The 17,138-nt window shown below is 72.0% G+C and carries 15 protein-coding genes and 1 tRNA gene; 8 read left to right on the top strand and 8 right to left on the bottom strand.

The genetic code is table 11. From position 1 onward, the window contains the following. Positions 1 to 42: 42 nt before the first annotated feature. Together ACZ6NC_RS27705 and ACZ6NC_RS27700 are read left to right on the top strand one after the other, a co-directional pair. On the top strand, positions 43 to 2,616 hold the full coding sequence (locus ACZ6NC_RS27705) for a phosphoribosyltransferase (RefSeq protein ID WP_465736517.1): 2,574 nt from the start codon (positions 43 to 45) through the stop codon (positions 2,614 to 2,616). A 5-nt stretch (positions 2,617 to 2,621) separates the two neighbouring features. Next, positions 2,622 to 3,557, top strand: coding sequence for an HAD family hydrolase (locus ACZ6NC_RS27700; protein WP_465736477.1), 936 nt, complete (start codon positions 2,622 to 2,624; stop codon positions 3,555 to 3,557). Between the two features lie 112 nt (positions 3,558 to 3,669). On the opposite strand, the gene ACZ6NC_RS27695 is transcribed toward ACZ6NC_RS27700, so the two are convergent. The 3 genes from ACZ6NC_RS27695 to ACZ6NC_RS27685 form a co-directional block, all read right to left on the bottom strand. Continuing rightward, entirely contained in the window at positions 3,670 to 3,891 is a 222-nt protein-coding gene (locus tag ACZ6NC_RS27695; RefSeq protein ID WP_329487465.1) for an FmdB family zinc ribbon protein, read from the bottom strand. Between the two features lie 20 nt (positions 3,892 to 3,911). Further along, positions 3,912 to 4,382 (bottom strand): DUF4442 domain-containing protein, encoded by a 471-nt coding sequence (locus ACZ6NC_RS27690; protein WP_465736476.1) that lies wholly within the window; start codon positions 4,380 to 4,382, stop codon positions 3,912 to 3,914. Between the two features lie 154 nt (positions 4,383 to 4,536). Next, positions 4,537 to 5,871: a hypothetical protein gene (locus ACZ6NC_RS27685; protein ID WP_465736475.1), complete on the bottom strand. Its 1,335-nt coding sequence runs from the start codon at positions 5,869 to 5,871 to the stop codon at positions 4,537 to 4,539. A 209-nt stretch (positions 5,872 to 6,080) separates the two neighbouring features. On the opposite strand from ACZ6NC_RS27685, the gene ACZ6NC_RS27680 reads away from it, so the two are divergent. Further along, a tRNA-Val gene (locus ACZ6NC_RS27680) sits at positions 6,081 to 6,152 on the top strand. Between the two features lie 250 nt (positions 6,153 to 6,402). On the opposite strand, the gene ACZ6NC_RS27675 is transcribed toward ACZ6NC_RS27680, so the two are convergent. Continuing rightward, on the bottom strand, positions 6,403 to 6,642 hold the full coding sequence (locus ACZ6NC_RS27675) for a hypothetical protein (RefSeq protein ID WP_465736474.1): 240 nt from the start codon (positions 6,640 to 6,642) through the stop codon (positions 6,403 to 6,405). Positions 6,643 to 7,088: 446 nt separating this feature from the next. Between ACZ6NC_RS27675 and ACZ6NC_RS27670 the strand changes: the two genes are divergently transcribed. Then, complete coding sequence (locus ACZ6NC_RS27670) at positions 7,089 to 8,141, top strand: transcriptional regulator (RefSeq protein ID WP_465736473.1); 1,053 nt, start codon at positions 7,089 to 7,091, stop codon at positions 8,139 to 8,141. Between the two features lie 69 nt (positions 8,142 to 8,210). On the opposite strand, the gene ACZ6NC_RS27665 is transcribed toward ACZ6NC_RS27670, so the two are convergent. From ACZ6NC_RS27665 to ACZ6NC_RS27650, 4 genes are all read right to left on the bottom strand, one after another. Beyond that, a complete protein-coding gene (locus tag ACZ6NC_RS27665) occupies positions 8,211 to 8,519 on the bottom strand; it encodes a hypothetical protein (protein ID WP_465736472.1) in 309 nt (102 codons plus the stop codon). Between the two features lie 528 nt (positions 8,520 to 9,047). Continuing rightward, positions 9,048 to 9,380 (bottom strand): hypothetical protein, encoded by a 333-nt coding sequence (locus tag ACZ6NC_RS27660; protein WP_465736471.1) that lies wholly within the window; start codon positions 9,378 to 9,380, stop codon positions 9,048 to 9,050. Continuing rightward, entirely contained in the window at positions 9,377 to 9,646 is a 270-nt protein-coding gene (locus ACZ6NC_RS27655; protein WP_465736470.1) for a hypothetical protein, read from the bottom strand. Before ACZ6NC_RS27655 ends, ACZ6NC_RS27660 begins: the two co-directional genes overlap by 4 nt. 15 nt (positions 9,647 to 9,661) lie before the next feature. Then, positions 9,662 to 10,189 carry a peptidoglycan-binding protein gene (locus ACZ6NC_RS27650; RefSeq protein ID WP_465736516.1) on the bottom strand — a complete coding sequence of 176 codons (528 nt, stop codon included), beginning with the start codon at positions 10,187 to 10,189 and terminating at the stop codon, positions 9,662 to 9,664. 165 nt (positions 10,190 to 10,354) lie between these two features. On the opposite strand from ACZ6NC_RS27650, the gene ACZ6NC_RS27645 reads away from it, so the two are divergent. The 4 genes from ACZ6NC_RS27645 to ACZ6NC_RS27630 all read left to right on the top strand — a co-directional run bounded on the left by ACZ6NC_RS27645 (position 10,355) and on the right by ACZ6NC_RS27630 (position 16,925). Continuing rightward, positions 10,355 to 11,713 carry an outer membrane protein assembly factor BamB family protein gene (locus ACZ6NC_RS27645; RefSeq protein WP_465736469.1) on the top strand — a complete coding sequence of 453 codons (1,359 nt, stop codon included), beginning with the start codon at positions 10,355 to 10,357 and terminating at the stop codon, positions 11,711 to 11,713. 440 nt (positions 11,714 to 12,153) lie between these two features. After that, entirely contained in the window at positions 12,154 to 14,682 is a 2,529-nt protein-coding gene (locus ACZ6NC_RS27640; protein ID WP_465736515.1) for an ATP-dependent Clp protease ATP-binding subunit, read from the top strand. Positions 14,683 to 14,862: 180 nt separating this feature from the next. Then, positions 14,863 to 16,251, top strand: a complete 1,389-nt coding sequence (locus tag ACZ6NC_RS27635; protein ID WP_465736468.1) for a sensor histidine kinase — start codon at positions 14,863 to 14,865, stop codon at positions 16,249 to 16,251. After that, complete coding sequence (locus tag ACZ6NC_RS27630; protein ID WP_465736467.1) at positions 16,248 to 16,925, top strand: response regulator; 678 nt, start codon at positions 16,248 to 16,250, stop codon at positions 16,923 to 16,925. The genes ACZ6NC_RS27635 and ACZ6NC_RS27630 overlap by 4 nt, the downstream gene beginning before the upstream one ends. The last annotated feature ends 213 nt before the right edge of the window (positions 16,926 to 17,138 follow it).

Here is a 17,138-nt window from a genome sequence, read left to right as displayed (position 1 = left end):
CCGCTGCTCTGCACCGACCCGCACGACCCGGTACCGCCCCGCATGACTCGACCGCTGCTCTGCACCGACCCGCACGACCCGGTACCGCCCCGCAGCAACCCGCACGACTCCGCACCATCGAAGGCAGGACCAGTAGTGACAGCACAGCAAGAGTGGACCGGCCGCTGGGTGGCCGACCGGGCCGGCGTCGGCCTGACCGGCTCCGACCGGCTCCCCGAACTGGTCGGCCTGGCCCTGCGCGAGAACCGCAAGCGCGCCCACCTGCTGGTCTCCACCGTGCTCGGCAAGCACGTCCCGCAGCGCCCGTCCGTCGTCCACGGCGCCGGCCTCGACCTCGGCCGCCGGGTGCGCGAGCTGCTCGGCGAGGACGCGGCCGCGCACGCCGTCGTCCTCGGCTACGCCGAGACCGCGACCGGGCTCGGCCACAGCGTCGCCGACGGCCTGGACGCCCCCTACCTGCACTCCACCCGCCGGCCGGTGGACGGGGTGACCCCGGTCGGCGGCTTCGAGGAGGAGCACTCGCACGCCACCTCCCACCTGCTGCTGCCCGCCGACCCCGCGCTGCTCGCCGGGGACGGCCCGCTCGTGCTGGTCGACGACGAGTTCTCCACCGGCAACACCGTGCTGAACACCATCCGCGACCTGCACGGCCGCAACCCGCGCGGCCACTACGTCGTGGTGGCCCTGGTCGACCTGCGTGACGAGGCCGACCGCCGCCGGCTCGCCGACACCGCCGCCGAACTCGGCACCCGGCTCGACCTGGTGGCCGCCGCCAGCGGCGGCGTCGAGCTGCCCGCCGACATCCTGGACCGCGCCGAACGCCTGATCGCCGAGGTCGGCCCGGCGCCGGAGCTGCCGCCCGCCGAGGCCGCCCCGCTGGTCCGGGCCGCCCTGGACTGGCCCGAGGGCCTCCCGGACGGCGGCCGGCACGGCTTCACCGCCGAGCACCGCGGGCAACTCGACGCCGCGCTGCCGCAACTGGCCTCCCGGCTGGCCGCGGCGCTGGAGCCTGTCGGGGACGGCGGGCGGGTGCTCGTCCTCGGCTTCGAGGAGCTGATGTACGCGCCGCTGCGCCTGGCCGGCGCACTCGCGGAGCTCCTGCCCGGTGGCGACGAGCGGGTCCGCTACTCCACCACCACCCGCTCGCCCGTCCTCGCGGTCGACGACCCCGGCTACGCTATCCGCACCCGGCTGGCCTTCCCCGCCCACGACGACCCGAGTGACTCCGCCCCGCGCGAGCGCTTCGCCTACAACGTCGCCCCCGGCACCGACCCGGCCCGCCGCTTCGGCGCCATCGTCCTGGTGGTCGACGACGTCGCCGACACCCCCGCCCTGCACGAGGGCGAGCGGGCCCTGCTGACGCAGCTGCGCCAGGTCACCGACCGGGTGGTGCTCGCCGTCCTGCCCTCGCACCAGCCCTCGCACCAGCCCTCGCACCGGCCCTCTCACCGGCCTTCGCACCGGCCGGGCCGCCTGCCCCGGCCGCTGTACGGCCCGGAGTTCTCCTCCTACCGCCCCGATGAGGTGGCCTGGCTGCTCAAGGACCTCTCCGACGTCCCGCTGGAGGCCCCCACCGAGGAGCGCGAGGAGGCCGTCCAGAACGGCGGCGCCCACTACGCCGAGTCGCTGCCGGTCGAGTACCAGCCCAGCCCCGCCTACCAGGAGCTGTTCCACCAGGCCCTGCGGGTCTCCGCCCGCCGGATCGCGCTCGCCGTCGGCACCGTCGCCGAGACGCTGGTGCGCGAACGCGGCCGCAGTCTGGTGCTCGCCTCACTGGCCCGCGCCGGTACGCCGGTCGGCGTCCTGATCCGTCGCTGGCTCGCCTTCGCGCACGGCCTGGACACCCCGCACTACGCCGTCTCGATCGTCCGCGGCCGCGGCATCGACCCCGTCGCCCTGCGCTACCTGGACGCCCACCACCACGCCCCCGACGTGGTGTTCGTCGACGGCTGGACCGGCAAGGGCGCGATCACCCGCGAACTCGCCGGGGCCCTGGCCGGATCCGCGTTCAACCCCGAGCTGGCCGTCCTCGCCGACCCCGGCCGCTGCGTGCGCACCTACGGCACCCGGGACGACTTCCTGATCCCGTCCGCCTGCCTCAACTCGACCGTATCCGGCCTGATTTCGCGCACCGTGCTGCGCGCCGACCTGATCGGCCCGGACGACTTCCACGGCGCCAAGCACTACACCGACCTGGCCGGCGGGGACGTCTCCGAGGCCTTCCTGGACACCGTCGCCGACCACTTCGCCGAAGTCCGGGAGGAGGCTGTCGGCGCCGCGGCCAGGCTCGCCGCCGAGGACCGTACGCCGGACTGGGCCGGCTGGGCCGCCGTCGAGCGGATCAGCGCCGAGTACGGCATCGACAACGTCAACCTGGTCAAGCCCGGCGTCGGCGAGACCACCCGGGTCATGCTGCGCCGCGTCCCCTGGCGGGTACTGGCCCGCCGCGGCACCGGCGCCGACCTCGACCACGTCCGCCTGCTCGCCGCCCAGCGCGGCGTCCCCGTCGAGGAGGTGGACGACCTGCCGTACTCCTGCGTGGGCCTGATCCACCCCCGCTACAGTCGGGGAGCGACCGGTGCCTCCGGCACGGCCGTCCTGGTGAAGGAGTCCTGAGCCCGATGAGTCCCAGTGGTTACCTGGTCGCGAGCGACCTCGACCGCACCCTGATCTACTCCAACCGCGCCCTCGCCCTGGACGTGCCCGACCGGCTCGCCCCGCGGCTGCTCTCGGTCGAGGTGCACGACGGCAAGGCGCTCTCGTTCATGACCGAGCAGGCCGCCGCACTGCTGGTGGAGCTGGCCCGCGAGGCCCTCCTCGTCCCCGCCACCACCCGGACCAGGACCCAGTACGAACGGGTCAACCTGCCCGGCCCGACGCCCGGTTGGATCCCGTCCTACGCGATCTGCAGCAACGGCGGCCGGCTGCTCGTGGACGGCGTTCCGGACGAGGACTGGCAGACCGAGGTGGCCGGCCGCCTGGCCACCGCCTCGGCGCCGCTGGCCGAGGTGGTCGAGCACCTGGCGCTCTGCGCCGACCCGGAGTGGACGCACAAGCGGCGGGTCGCCGACGACCTCTTCGCCTACCTGGTCGTGGAGCGCGCCGAGCTGCCGGCCGGCTGGCTGGACGAACTCACCGGCTGGTGCGCCGAGCGCGGCTGGGCCGTCTCGCTGCAGGGCCGCAAGGTGTACGCGGTGCCGGCGCCGCTCAGCAAGAGCGCCGCGCTGGCCGAGGTCGAGCGGCGGGTCGGCGGGGCCACCGTCCTGGCGGCCGGCGACTCGCTGCTCGACGCCGACCTGCTGCTCGCCGCCGACGCCGCCTGGCGCCCCGGGCACGGCGAACTCGCCGACAGCGGTTGGACGGCCCCCGGCGTGACCGCCCTCGACCAGGTGGGCGTGGCGGCTGGGGAGGAGATCGTCCGTCAGTTCCTGGCCCGGGTCCGGGGCGCGGTGGACGCGGTCGGCCCGGTGGACGCGGTGGGCCCGGTGGACGCGGTGGGCCCGGTGGGCCCGGTGGACGCGGTGGGCCCGGTGAGCGGCCCGGTCGTCGTGGGCTGACTGCTTGGCCCGGCGCGGGGTGCGCCCGGTGTCCGTGCGTCCGGTGTCTGTGCGTCCGGTGTCTGTGCGTCCGGTGTTCGCGCATCCGGTGCCGGTGCCCTCGGTGGCGGCGTCAGCCGCAGCAACCGCCGCCGCAGCAGCCGCCCCCGCCTCCGGACGGGGCCTGCTGCGCGGCGCCGCCGGAGGCCCCGCCGGTGACGGCGACGGCCGACAGCAGCTTCACGGTGTCCTCGTGTCCCTGCGGGCAGACCGCCGGGTCGTTGGCCTGCGCCATCGTGCGGCGGAGTTCGAAGGTGGCGCCGCAGGAGCGGCAGCGGAAGTCGTAGCGTGGCATACCCCGCAGGGTAGCCCGGTTCAGGCGGTGCGGCGCTTCTCCCGTACGTAGAGCTGCTTGCGCACCCGGGCGACCACGGAGCCGTCCGCCGCCAGGACCTCGGTGTCGAACCAGACCAGGGCCTTCTTGCCGTCCTGGGTGAGTTCGCGTATCTCGGCCAGCCGGTCCTCGGTGAGCACGAACTCGGCGAAGATGTCGCCGCGCCCGGGCGATACGAAGCTGATCTCGGCAGCGGCGTCCCAGACCACGTAGTCGCGCCCGAGGTTCTGCATGACCAGCAGCATCCAGAACGGGTCGGTCATCGCGAAGATCGACCCGCCGAAGTGCGTGCCCACGTAGTTGCGGTTCAGCCGCCCGAGCCGGAGTCGGACCTTCGTCCGCCGGAAGTCGTCCGAGACGGCCAGCACCTTGATCCCGGCGAAGAGGAATGGCGGCCAGAGGTTGATCCCGCGCCGGAACGTGCGGGCGGAGATGTTGCGCTTACGAGCCATGGCGCGACTCTAGCCGACAAAGTTACTCACGGGTAACTACCTCCTGGTGCGTGATTCCTCTCCCTGCCCTTGCCCTGCTCTTGCCCTGTCCTCTTCCTGTCCTTGCGCTGTCCTTGTGCTGTCCTTGCCCTGCTGACGGTGGTCCCCCTGGGCGCTACCGGTGGCCGCCGATGTCCTCGCGGATCAGCTCGACCACCTTCGCTGCCGACTCCCGCACCCCGGCCAGCTCGGTCAGGAAGTGCCAGTAGTCGGGGTGCCGGCCGGCCGTCTCCAGCTCCGCCACCGCCCGGTCCAGCCGCCCGACCGCCGCGTCCAGCGGAGCCGCGTGCCGCGGGTCCGGCGCCTGCCGCCCCGCCATCGCCAGCCGCTGGGCGTCGCGCAGCGCGAAGCGGGTGCGCTCGATCTCCCGGTTCGGGTCGTGTTGCACCTCGTTCAGCTGCCGCAGCCGCTCGTTCACGGCGACCACCGAGCCGTCCGCGGTGTCCAGCAGGGCGCGCACCGTACCGATCGCGCCCGTCGCGTCCGCCCAGCGCTGCTCGTCGCGCGCCCGCGCCGCCTCCATGAGCTTCTGCTCCGCCGCGCGCCCGGCCTCCGCCACCTGGTCCGGCACCCGCTGGAGGTCCTGCCAGCACGAGGTGGAGAACCGCCGGCGCAACTCGCTCAGCGCCGGCTCCACCGTGGCGGCCTTGGTCTCCAACGCCTGGATCCTGGTCCGCAGGCTGGCCACCCGCCGGTCGATCTCCCGCGCCCGCTCCGGCAGGTGCGAGGCATCCGCCGCGACCGCCTCGGCCCGCTCCTTCACCTGCTCCGCACGCTGCAACGTCGCCGCCACCCCGTGCCGGGCCGCGCCCTCGTTCAGCCGGCCCAGCTCCGGCGCCAGCTCGGCCAGCCGGGCCGCCAGATCGTCCGCTTTCAGGCCCGCCCCGCGCACCGCCTCCAGCGCGTTGGTCGCCGCGAGCAGCGCCCGCTTCGCCTGCTCCACCGCCGGCGTCACCCGCATCAGCTGCGACTCGGCGTGCTGCAACACCGGCTGCAGCCGCTGCAGGAACCCGTTCAGCTCCGCCAGCGCCTGCCCGAGCTGCCCCTTCACGTCCTCCAACTGGCGCCGAGCCCGCGCCGCCGCCCCGGACTCCAGCTCCTCCGCGTCCAGGTCGTGCGCGTCCAACGCCGCCAGGTAGTTCACGGTCACCTGGTCCACCCGGCCGGAGATCGCCTCGAAGTCCGCCGCCGCCTGCCGGACCGTCGCACCGTCCTCCGCCGCGCGCACCGTCTCCACGGCCAGCCGCACCTCGCGCTGGGTCGAGTCCAACTCGTAGAACGCCTGCTGCGCCGCGTCCCGGGCCGCCTTGGCATCCGCCCGCACACCCTCGCCGCCACGCCGCCCCCACCAGCCGCCGCCCCGCCCGCCACCGGTACTGCCGAACGCCGCCGCCCCGGTCGCCCCCAGCGCACCCGCCACCACGAGCGGCAACACCAGCGCCTCGGCCACCACACTCCCCGGCCGCCGCCCCCGCCTGCTCCCGCCGGCCACCCTCACTGCGCGCTCCCTGCTCCGACCGCTGATCCACCGCCCATTCTTCCCGATCACCCCGCCCCACCGGCACCCCACCCGTCCCACTCCCCGACCACCTGCACCACACCACCTCCCGGACCAGGTACCCTAGGCAGTCGTCGTCGCCCGATGCGGGCCACGGCCGGGGGCGCGTAGCTCAGCGGTAGAGCGCTGCTCTTACAAAGCAGATGTCGGCGGTTCGAAACCGTCCGCGCCCACAGTCTGAAAAGCAGGAATAGCGGTAAAGGCCCAGGTTAGGGAAGGTCTCCCTACCTGGGTCTTCTGCATCTATACGATCTTCCTACGCCCTCTCCCTGGCGATATACAGTCCGACTACGCAAGATCATCTCCTAAATCTCTCCTAAATGATCATGCTGTTTCTGCAGGTCAGACTGTGCGGGGGAAGCAGAACGCGCCCCCCTTCGCCGAAGCGACTGAGGGCGCGTAGGCACCGGGGAGGCTTGGCGATCACGAGGCGCCCCCGTACAACGCGTCGGCCGCGATGGTGCAGGGCCACGGCGTGTCGCACCTCACGCACTGCCCGCCGTCACTGCGGTGCTCGTCCTGCAGAATGCGGGCCCGGGTCGCGGCGGCGTTCTCCTGCGACACCTGGCGCGGCGGTCGGCGGCCGTTACCGGGGTCGACGCGCGCAAGCTCGGCGGCGCCGTTGAGGCTCCGGGGGTGCCGCGGTCGGTCGGCGGTGGTCATGGGGAAGCGCTCCAGATCTCTCGCGGACGTGAGTTGGTGTGGCGGCCCTGCCCTGTCGGGGGACGCATTGGCAGGGCCGCCAGCAGCCACTCAGCAGGCCCCAGGGCCGGTTGTCCGGCTCTTTCCTGAGGAGCGGCTGTAGCCAGTCAACGCCGTGGGCATGCCGTAGGAGAGGGGCCACGAAGGGGGCCGATTTGTAGGCCACAATTGAGGCCTCGTCACCTACGAACGAGGGGGAGTCTGTGACCGTCACCCCGAACGGGATCGGCGAGCTACTGCGTGAGAGCCGCGAGCGAGCTGGGCTGACGCGGGAGGAACAGGCTGCCGCAGTCGGAGAAGAGACAGGTGAGTAGTGCAGCCCGGACACGGTTAAGAACTGGGAAACGGAGAAGAGGATTCCGCGCCAGCCCTCGCTCCAGGGCATCGCTGACGCCTACGGTCCTCCCGTGGACCAGGTGGCCGAGGCCGTAGCCCGATCTCGGCGGCATCGGCGCGAGCACGGCACGGAGGACAAGGTGAACCGTCGGAAGTTCATCGGGGTAGGGGTCGCGGCAGCAGCCGGCGTCGTGGTGCTGCCTGGCATTGCCCAGGCTCGCGAAGGGATCGAGTCGGCGCTCACACCATCCGGGGACGGCGATCTTGCATACCTGGAGGCAGCCTTCGAGCGGCACCGTGGCGGCTATCGAGGGCGGCCGCCGGAGAGGGTCCTTGCCGAGATGCTGTCTGACCTCGACCTCCTCCGGGACGTTCTCAACCGCCCGCATCCTCCGCACGCCAGGGCGGATCTGGCCTGGACGGCCGCCGGGATCACGGGCCTGGTCGCCATCGTCCAGCACGACCGAGGCGACCAGCGCGGCGCATTCCAGTGGTTCGCCACCGCCGAGCGGGCCGCGCGGGAGTCGGGGGATCAGCGGATGATCGCCTGGGTCCTGGCCCGGCACGCGATGGTGCCGCTCAACTACGGTGCACCTGAGGCGGCGGCGCGGATCGCCGAACGTGCGCGGTTTGAGGCCGGCGACGGTCCGACGGCAGCCAGCGCCCTAGCGGCGGCGGTCACCGCCCGAGCTCTCGCGGCATCCGGCAACCACGAAAGCGCCTGGCGAGCGGTCGACGACGTCCGCACCCTCGCGGAGCGCCTTGACGGCGCCGAGGCGGCCGACACGTGGTTCGGCTACCCCGAACAGAAGCACTTCGTGCACCTCTCGCAGGCGTACACGCTGCTCGGCGACTCTGGCCACGCCTACGTCGCCCAGGAAGAGGCCCTCAACCTCACGGATTCCCCATCGGTGATGGCACGGGCGCTGCTGGCAATGGACACCGCTGCCTGCCTACGGGTTGACGGCGACCAGGCCGGGGCTGCTGAGATGGCGTCGGGCGTGTGGGGCCGACTGCCGAGCGGCTACCGTGAAGGCCTGATCCGATCGCGGGCTGAGTTGCTGAACCAGCAGCTCACTGGTCGCACGCACGCGGTGCTCGGCGAAGCCCTTGCTCAGGGGTAGTTCCTACCGGAAGCGGCACCCGGCTGATGAGCGCGAGGCTCATCAGCCGGGCCAACGCGGCCCGAGTTGCTAGCCGCTGATGAAGTGGAGAAGTCCACCGCTTCCGATTCCGGACGCGAGGCCCAACGTGACGATCTTCAGGTTGACGCTCGCCAGGCTCGCCCTCAGATCGACGCTGAAGGACGCCAGGGTCGACGCAAGGGATCCCTTCAGGCGGTTGATCTCAGCCTGCTGGTCAGTGAGGCGCTCCTCCAGCCGAGCGATCCTGGCCATCAAGGTCCGCTCCGTCTCGCGGGAGTCCCGTAAGCCAGCCTCCAGCCGGGTGAGACCGTGGCTCATGGTGGTGATCTGTTGGCTGGCGCGGTGGCCGTCTGCCATGCTGATACCTCGCTGTCAGCTTCAGTGACTTGAATGCGATTCGGCGACACAGGCCGGGGTCGGGCGTCCTTCAAAACTCCGGCCCCGGCTGTTCCTATGTCGCGGATCAGTACAGCACAGCCAGCCCTTTCCGGGCTCAATTTGGCAGTATGCGAACCAGTGCATTGTCGATGTACACCCAAAGCCTCAGTTGACTCCCTGCAGGCATTTCTCGGCCCCCGTATTGCCAGGTCAGGGTAGGTCTGCGAGGGTTTGGTCGATAGACTTGTCGCGGTCATGTAAATGGTGAACCGACTTCGACAAATGCAAGTCTTTGCTAATGTGCAGAATAGTATAAATTAATAGATGGACGCGCATCATCCCAGGTCAGAGCCGCGTTGATATGCGCCAATTAACGATATCCTTTATTGGGAATTGGCGCACAATGAGCAAGATAACGATCCTGTAACGGACGGCCGGCCTCGCCTCCCCTGAACGCAGCGAAGCGCCCCCTTGCCCGGCCGTGGCCGGGCAAGGGGGCGCGGTGGTTCAGCGGACGAACAGGGGGATCAGGGTGCCGGCGAGCGCTGCGAGGCCGGTCAGGGCGCCGATGGTGGGGAGAGGCCAGCGGCCGGCTTCGAGTCGGCGGAGTCTGTCCTCCTGGCCGAGGGCGACGTCTGCCTCGCGGGCGTGTTCGAGTTCGGCCAGACGCTCGTTCAGGTCACTCAGCTCGGTGCGGTGTTCGCCGATGGCCCGTTCGACCTGGTCGGACCGTTGGACGAGCAGGGCGATCCCGCCCTTGACCTCGGCGAACCCCTCGCCGACGACGCCACGCAGGCGTTCGAGTTCCAGTGCGGTCGCCGGGTCGGAGGGTACGGTCACAGGCCACCCCGGGCGGACGGGTCCGGGTCGCGCGGGTCCGGCAGGGCGGCCTTCGGCGCGGTCATCTGGAGCCAGCCGGGGAGCCAGGAGTTGACCACGGGCAGGGCCATCAGACGGGTGACCGCGGCGGCCACGGTCAGCAGGGTGCCGAGGCCGGGCAGGGCGGACGGAAGGCCGGCCGTCTGGACGAGGAGCGGCAGGGCCGCGGCGACGCCGAGCACCGTGGCGAAGGCAGTCCGTGCGGTGCGGCGGGCGGAGTCGGTCATGGTGGTGGTCTCCAGTCAGTTGGTGACGGTGAAGCCTCGGCGGCGGCCGAGCTCGGTGAGGCTGACGAGGCCGGGGATGCCGTCGGCGTCCGAACCGCCGTAGCCGAGGCTGCGCTGGTAGGAGCGGTACGCGGCGACGGTCCTGGTCCCGAAGCTGCCGTCGACCCACCGGCGTTCGAGGAGGCCCTCGTCGGCCAGGGCCTGCTCGACGATGCGGGCCTCGGCGCCGTAGGTCTGGTGGCCTTGCTCGGCGTCCGGATCGGTGCGGGCCGCGGCGATGATGTGGGCCAGGGGGATGACGGTCTCGTTGGGCAGGTGCCCGAGCAGCTCTCGCAGGGAGGACTCGCCGGGCACCCCGTCCGCGTCCGTGCCCGAGTAGCCGAGGCTGCGCTGGTAGGCCCGGTAGTTGAGGGTGTCGGCGTCCCGCCAGTCCTCGTCCGGTCCGACCTGGTAGTACGCGCCGAAGCCGCGGGCGACCAGGGCCTCGCCGACCTCGCGCACCTGCGGGCCGTGGGCGCCGTAGCCGTACGCCGCGCCGGCGATGGTGTTCTGGTAGCGGGCCTGCTCGTTTCAGAATGAGTTGAGCTGCGGGTCTTGTGCTCGACGATCTCGGTCGGCCTGCGGGCGCTGCCGGGCAGGGGCGGGTCATGATCGAAGTAAGGTGGTCTATTGGGCGTGATCACTCAAGAGGGAAGACGGGCGCGGAAGTTGAATCGCATACGAATGACGGTGGCGCTCGGACTGGTGCTGTCCGCGGGTCTCGTGACCGGGTGCTCCGGAGGGGCGGACGCCGGTGCCAAGGCCGGCGGCGGGGAGACGGGAAAGGCAGCGGACTCCGCGCCCGCGACGCCGAAGGGCTCGGTCTACCAGGGTAAGCCGGTGCCCGGGCTGGCAGCGCAGCCGGCCTGGAGTCTGACGGACGATGAGGCGGGGAACTGCGCGGGCAAGGCGTCCGAGAAGGACTCGTCGCAGCGCGACGTCTGCACGGTCGGGGACGCCGTCATCGTCACCGGCTACCGCGACGGGCAGTCGGGCACGAGCACCTTCACCGCCCGGCTCCTCGACGCCAAGACAGGCACGCTGCGCAAGAAGTTCGACTTCGCCCTCCCCGAGAAGAGCGGCGGGTCCACCCCGACGGTGGCCCTCGCGCAGGTGGGCGAGTGGCGGGACGGATCGCCGGCCCTGCTGATCCGCAACCGCGTCGATACCCCGGGGGACGCCCTGAAGAAGGCCTCGACCCAGACCGTGCTGACCATGTACGCGCCGTCCGGCGAGAAGCTGGGGAGCTCCTCCTTCGACGGCGACACCCACATGTCCACCCCGGTCAGGCACGGCTACCTCGTGGACACCAGCGGCTCCGGCGGCGCCAAGTTCATCCCGATCGGTGACGGGGAGACCCTGACCACCGAAGCCTCGTCCATCGATCTCAAGGGGGCGGTCGGTTCCGGTCTCGGCTACTCCTCGCAGAAGGACATCTCCTTCCAGCCGTACGCCGAGTGGCTGACCGCCACGGACATCCGCACGGGCAAGAAGGCGTGGAACACCAAGGACCTCGCGCCGCCGGCCGCCGTCGCCAAGCTGATCACCTCGGCCAAGGCGACCAGTGCGCGGCTGATGCCGTATCAGGGCGACAAGGCCCTACTCGAATGGTCCTCGTACGGCGATTCCGAAGCGGTCATGACGCTGATCGACGTCAAGAGCGGCCGCCGGCTCGCCGAGGGGCCGGGCATCGACACCAACGGCACCATCGATGACGACGGCCTCGCCATCTCCCCGGACGGCAAGACCGCCGTTGTGCAGTACGGCAAGGGCGCGGTCGCCTGGAACACGGAGAGCGGCAAGGAGCTGTGGCGCCAGGCCGCGGACGAGGTGAACATCACGCCGCGCGCTCTCCCGGGTAACGGTGTCCTCTACGTGTACCTGAACGGCACCGGAGCCGCGCTCGACGCCCGCGACAAGAAGCTGCTGACCTCCGGGATCCAGGAGATGCCGCAGTTTACGACGAACGGGTACGCCGCTGTCCGCAGCGCCGGGAGTCTCTTCGTCTTCGCCACCCAGCCCGTCTGACGGGCGCCCCGCCCCCGGTTCAGGGACAGCGGGACGGCCCGAGCGTTGACGTCCGTGATCGCCTCGGGTGTCGCTGACGGAAACAACTGACGGCAACCCTGACGGATACGTGACGCCGAAGGAGGCCGCCGGAGACTGCCGCTGGCACGGCCTGCGCAGCTTGCGGGGCGCATTCGAATCCCTGACCGAGCTTACAAAGCAGATGTCGGCGGTTCGAAACCGTCCGCGCCCACAGTTTCAGGGAGCCCCGGAGGCGTATGCCTCCGGGGCTCCCTGGCGTTGTGCGGGGGTGTGGGGAGGCTGCCGTTGAGGTGGTGCTGACGGGGTGACGCGGCCGCTTGGCGGGCCGGCCGGCGGTCGGATCGTCCCGGGAGGCGGGTGGCGGGCACCTGTGTTTGTGTGGGGCTCAAACCGCTTGGGAGAGGTGATCCACCGTGACGATGCCCCCGTTCGGGTCGAACGATCCGTTCTCCGATCTGCTCAGCCGGTTCTTCGGCATGAGCCCGCTGGCCTCCCCGCCCGCGGTGCAACGGGTGCCGATCGGGCGGTTGCTGAGCGAGTCCTCGCAGGAGCTGCTGGCGCTCGCCGCGCGGCGCGCCGCCGAGGACGGGAGCAGGGATCTCGACACCGCGCATCTGGTCTGGGCCGCCACCCGGGTGGAGCCTTCGCGCCGGATGCTGGAGCGTGCCGGGGTCGATCCGGACCGGCTCGCCGACGACCTGAGCCGGGAGCTGCCCACCGGGAACGCGGAGGCCGACGCGGACGAGCGGCCCGCACTGACCCCTTCTGCCAAGCGCGCGCTGCTCGCCGCGCATGCCCGGTCGCAGGCCGCGGGCGCCTCCTACATCGGGCCGGAGCACATCCTCGGCGCGCTGCTGGAGGAGGAGCGTTCGGGCGCGGGTACGGCCCTGCGCAACGCGGCGCCCTCGCGGGAGGCGCTGCGCACGGTGATGGACGGGCACGGGGTGGGGGGTGAACGGAGCAGCACCGGCGAGCATCCGAGCCAGACGCCGACCCTGGACGAGTACGGCCGGGACCTCACCGAGGAGGCGAGGTCCGGCCGGCTGGACCCGGTGGTCGGGCGGGCCGAGGAGATCGAGCAGACCGTCGAGATCCTCTCCCGGCGGACCAAGAACAACCCGGTGCTGATCGGCGAGCCGGGCGTCGGCAAGACCGCGATCGTCGAGGGGCTGGCGCAGCGGATCGTCTCCGGGGACGTGCCGCAGAGCCTCAAGGACAAGCGTGTGGTCACCCTCGACCTCACCGCGCTGGTGGCCGGCTCCAAGTACCGGGGCGAGTTCGAGGAGCGGCTGAAGAGCGTGATCGACGAGGTCACGGCGGCCGAGAAGAGCGTGATCCTCTTCCTGGACGAGCTGCACACCGTGGTGGGCGCGGGCGGCGGCGGTGAGGGTTCGATGGATGCGGGCAACATCCTCAAGCCGGCCCTGGCCCGCGGCGAGCTGAGCGTGGTCGGCGCCACCACGCTGGACGAGTATCGCCAGCACATCGAGAAGGACGCCGCGCTGGAGCGGCGGTTCCAGCCGGTGCTGGTGCCCGAGCCGACCGTCGAGGAGACGATCGAGATCCTCCAGGGGCTGCGCGACGCGTACGAGGCGCACCACCAGGTGCGGTTCACCGACGAGGCGTTGGACGCCGCCGCGACCCTCTCCGACCGGTACGTCAGCGACCGCTTCCTGCCGGACAAGGCGATCGACCTGCTCGACCAGGCCGGTGCGCGGGTGCGGCTGCGCAGTCTGAGCGGCTCCACCAAGGCGATGCCGGTGCAGGACCGGATCACCAAACTACGCCGGGAGTTGGAGGAGGCGGTCGCGGACGAGGAGTTCGTGCGGGCGGCCAACCTCAAGACCGAGCTGCGGCAGACCGAGGACGAGCTGGCCGCGATCGCCGAGGGGCGCGAGGAGGTCGTCGAGGTCACCGCGGACGACATCGCGCAGGTGCTCTCGCGGCGGACGGGCATCCCGGTCGCCGAGCTGAACGCGACCGAGCGCGAGCGCCTGCTCAAGCTGGAGGAGCACCTCCACCGGAAGGTCATCGGGCAGGACCAGGCGGTGACGGCGGTCGCCCAGGCGGTGCGGCGTGGCCGGGCCGGGATGGGCGACCCGGGCCGGCCGACCGGTTCCTTCCTCTTCCTCGGCCCGACCGGCGTCGGCAAGACCGAGCTGGCCAAGGCGCTGGCGGAGCTGCTGTTCGGCGACCCGGACCGGATGATCCGCTTCGACATGAGCGAGTTCCAGGAGAAGCACACCATCTCCCGCCTGGTCGGCTCTCCTCCGGGGTACGTCGGTTACGACGAGGCCGGCCAGCTCACCGAGGCGGTCCGCCGCAAGCCGTACAGCGTGCTGCTCTTCGACGAGGTGGAGAAGGCGCACCCGGACGTCTTCAACCTGCTGCTCCAGGTGCTGGACGACGGGCGGCTGACGGACGCCCAGGGGCGTACCGTCGACTTCCGCAACACCGTGGTCATCATGACCAGCAACATCGGCTCGCAGCGGATCCTCGACCATTCGGGTGACGTCGACGAGATCAAGGACGACCTGATGAGGGACCTGCGGACGCAGTTCCGCCCGGAGTTCCTCAACCGGATCGACGAGGTGATCGTCTTCCACGCGCTCACCCGCAAGGACCTGCTCCAGGTGGTCGACCTGATGCTGGACCGCAGCCGGCGCCGGCTGAAGGTGCAGGACGTGCAGCTGGAGGTCACCGAGGACGCCAAGGAGTGGCTGGTGAACCGTGGCTACCAGCCGGAGTTCGGGGCCCGGCCGCTGCGCCGGACCATCCAGTCGGAGCTGGACAACCGGATCTCCAACCTGCTGCTGGACGGCACTGTGCAGGAGGGGGACACGTTGATCGCGGGCGTGAGCGACGGGGAGCTGGTGGTGACGCTGGCCCGGCCGGAGTCCTCGGCGACCTTCGAGGAGGCGGAGGCGAAGGCCGCGGCGGAGGGTTGAGAGGCGGGATCGGGGGGGGGGGGGGGGGGGGGGGGGGGAGAGGAGGGGGGGAAAGGGGGGGGGGGGGGGGGGGGGGGGGGGGGGGGGGGGGTTTTTTTGGTCCTTCCCCCCGGGGGCCCCCCCCGAACCGCAACTCTCGGGTGACGCGGCGGGGTGCGCGCGGGGTCTAGCCTTCCGGGCATGACGCCGCGTACACCCCAGCCGCCGTCGGCGCGTTCCGGGCCGCCGCCGGGGGAGCACCCCGCGCCGGGCCGGTTCGGCACGCCCCCGGGCGGGCATGCCGAGCCGTGGCGCCCGCCGTGGGTGCGGGCCGCCAAGGCGGGCTGGCCGGTGGCCGCTGCGGCCGTGGTCGCGGTGCTCCAGGTGGCGGGGTCCACCGCGGCGGGCCGGCACCAGAGCGGGCGGGTCCCGCTGGACGCCTTCGGGTACTTCCTGCTGGTGCTCGGGCCCGCACTGCTGGTGTTGCGCCGCCGCCGGCCGGTGGCGGTGGTCGCGGGCACCTCGCTGGTCACCGTGGTGTACCTGACCGCCGGGTACCCGTACGGGCCGGTCTTCCTGAGCTGGGTGATCGCCTGCTGTGCGGCGGTTGGCTCCGGGCACCGCCGGGCCGCCTGGGCCGGGCTCGGCGGGGTCTACCTGGTCCATGCGCTGGTCACCTTCGCGGTGCCGGCCGACTGGCAGCGCGCGGCTCCGTCGACGATCACCTGGTGGCAGGAGCTGGGGCTGATCGCCTGGCTGCTGCTGGTGGTGTCGGTCGCCGAGATCGTGCGGTTCCGGCGGGAGCAGATGGCCGCCCACCGGGAGTACGAGCAGCAGCTGGCACAGCGCCGGGCCGACGAGGAACGGCTGCGGATGGCCCGGGAGTTGCACGACATCCTGGCGCACAGTCTCTCGCTGATCAACATCCAGGCCGGGGTCGCGCTCGCGCTGATCGACAGCCGGCCGGAGCAGGCGCGGACGGCGCTGACCACCATCAAGGCGACCAGCAAGGAGGCGCTGGGCGAGGTCCGCCAGGTGCTCGGGACGCTGCGCGCGCCCGGGGCGGCGGCGCCGCGCGGCCCGGCGCCCGGGCTGGACCGGCTCGACGAGCTGACCGAGCAGGCGGACAGGGTCGGGCTGGAGGTCGAGGTGCACGAGACGGGCACCCGGCGTGCACTGTCCGCCGGCGTCGACCTGACGGCCTTCCGGATCGTCCAGGAGGCGCTGACCAATGTGATCAGGCATTCGATCGCCCGGCAGGCGGTGGTCGTGCTGGACTGGACCGATCCCGACGCCCTGGTCGTCGACGTCGACGATCCGGGCCCGGCCTCGCTCGGTGACGCGGGCGGGACGGGCAGCGGGCTGGCCGGGATGCGGGAGCGGGTCGCCGCGTTCGGCGGCAGCATCACGGCGGGGCCGGTGGCACCGTCGGCGGGGGGCGGGTTCCGGGTCCGGGCGGTGCTGCCGACGCGGCAGGGTCCCACGGTCGAGCGGGCGGAGCCGGCAGGTGAGGGGCCACGGCCCACCGGCGGGCGGCCGGAGTCAACGGATGAGGGGCCACGGCCCACCGGCGAGAGGGAGGGCGCGTGATCCGGGTACTGCTGGCGGACGACCAGCTGCTGGTGCGGGCCGGGTTCCGGGCGCTGCTCGACATGCAGGACGACCTCACCGTGGTCGGTGAGGCGGACGACGGCGAGGCCGCGATCCGGCTGGCCCGCGAACTCCTGCCGGACGTCGTCCTGATGGACATCCGGATGCCCCGGATGGACGGGCTGGAGGCGACCCGCAGGATCGCCGCGGACCCGGCGCTGGCCGAGGTGCGGGTGGTCGTGCTGACCACCTTCGAGCTGGACGAGTACGTCTTCGAGGCGCTCCGCTCGGGGGCGGCCGGGTTCCTGGTCAAGGACACCGAGCCGGCCGAACTGCTCCGTGCCGTCCGTGTCGCGGTCGCGGGCGACGCACTGCTCTCACCGGGAGTGACGCGCCGTCTGATCGGCGAGTTCGCGGCCCGCTCCAAGGCGCCGGAGGCGGCGGTGACGGGCCTGACGGACATCTCCGTGCTCACCGAGCGGGAGCGGGAGGTGTTGGCGCTGGTCGGCATGGGGCTCTCCAACGAGGACATCGCCCGTCGGCTGGTGGTCAGCCCGCTGACCGCGAAGACGCACGTCAGCCGGGCCATGGTGAAGCTCGGCGCGCGGGACCGGGCGCAACTCGTCGTTCTGGCCTACGAGTCGGGGCTGGTCCGGCCGGGTTGGCTGGGCTGAGGCCGGGTGGTCCGGACGCGGCGCGGGTGCCCGAGGTGCGTCCCGGGTGCCCGAAGCGCTGCCCGGTGTGTGCTTGAGGTGGGTCCCGTTGCCCGAGGTGTCGCGCGGGTGTCCGAGGTGTGCTCCGTACTCCCCGAACCCCTGCGGCGCGGCCGTCCGTACTCCCGCGGGAGTATCCCGACTGCCGCTCCCCGGAGGACGCGGGAGTAGGTC

Source organism: Kitasatospora sp. NPDC041988 (assembly GCF_055588525.1).
Note: the sequence above shows the minus strand (reverse complement) of the source record. Positions and strands in the feature narration are given on the sequence as shown.

What these genes read in the sequence shown, in the direction of transcription:
- ACZ6NC_RS27705 (WP_465736517.1), top strand. Translation starts at nt 43, where the DNA reads ATGACTCGACCGCTGCTCTGCACCGACCCGCACGACCCGGTACCGCCC.
- ACZ6NC_RS27700 (WP_465736477.1), top strand. Translation starts at nt 2,622, where the DNA reads ATGAGTCCCAGTGGTTACCTGGTCGCGAGCGACCTCGACCGCACCCTG.
- ACZ6NC_RS27695 (WP_329487465.1), bottom strand. Translation starts at nt 3,891, where the DNA reads ATGCCACGCTACGACTTCCGCTGCCGCTCCTGCGGCGCCACCTTCGAA.
- ACZ6NC_RS27690 (WP_465736476.1), bottom strand. Translation starts at nt 4,382, where the DNA reads ATGGCTCGTAAGCGCAACATCTCCGCCCGCACGTTCCGGCGCGGGATC.
- ACZ6NC_RS27675 (WP_465736474.1), bottom strand. Translation starts at nt 6,642, where the DNA reads ATGACCACCGCCGACCGACCGCGGCACCCCCGGAGCCTCAACGGCGCC.
- ACZ6NC_RS27665 (WP_465736472.1), bottom strand. Translation starts at nt 8,519, where the DNA reads ATGGCAGACGGCCACCGCGCCAGCCAACAGATCACCACCATGAGCCAC.
- ACZ6NC_RS27655 (WP_465736470.1), bottom strand. Translation starts at nt 9,646, where the DNA reads ATGACCGACTCCGCCCGCCGCACCGCACGGACTGCCTTCGCCACGGTG.
- ACZ6NC_RS27640 (WP_465736515.1), top strand. Translation starts at nt 12,154, where the DNA reads ATGCCCCCGTTCGGGTCGAACGATCCGTTCTCCGATCTGCTCAGCCGG.
- ACZ6NC_RS27635 (WP_465736468.1), top strand. Translation starts at nt 14,863, where the DNA reads ATGACGCCGCGTACACCCCAGCCGCCGTCGGCGCGTTCCGGGCCGCCG.